We start from the raw sequence: 426 nt of genomic DNA on the forward strand, positions 1-426 counted from the left end.
GGTTGTCCTTCTACGTCAATGCGCTGGATTTTATATCCATGATTGTCCGGAGCAGGATTAAATGTTACAGTGAGATCAAGTCCAGTGTGAAGACCTTTCCCGCTCAGTGAAAAGCTATCTTTCAGCGTTTTTTGTTTCAGCATTGGTTACTTATTTACTTATTTAATAGTTGTTTTAATTCTTCTATTTCTTTGCGCAAATTACGCAATTCTTTCTGCATATCCGGTAAGCTTCTTTGTGCGACGGATGCTTTGAAGTATTGCTTCAGTTCCATAGGAGGAGTTCCGATAAGCTGGCTACCGGATTTAATGTCTCCGGGTACACCTGACTGTGCACCTAAACCAACTTTGTCTCCTATTTTGGAATGTCCTGCAATACCTACCTGACCTCCGATCATACACCATTCACCAATTTTGGTAGAACCGG

Annotated in this window: 1 protein-coding gene and 1 pseudogene; both read right to left on the bottom strand. The window is 41.5% G+C overall.

Annotated elements, in window-relative coordinates:
• On the bottom strand, positions 1–143 hold a 143-nt coding region (locus AB5935_RS26950), incomplete at its 3' end, for a UDP-3-O-acyl-N-acetylglucosamine deacetylase (protein WP_368327972.1).
• 11 nt (positions 144–154) lie between these two features.
• Positions 155–426 (bottom strand): annotated as a pseudogene (locus AB5935_RS26955) (UDP-3-O-(3-hydroxymyristoyl)glucosamine N-acyltransferase); the annotation flags it as partial.

This window comes from Phocaeicola sp. RTP21198st1_B8_RTP21198_201120, assembly GCF_040929485.1.
GTDB classification, from domain to species: domain Bacteria; phylum Bacteroidota; class Bacteroidia; order Bacteroidales; family Bacteroidaceae; genus Phocaeicola; species Phocaeicola dorei.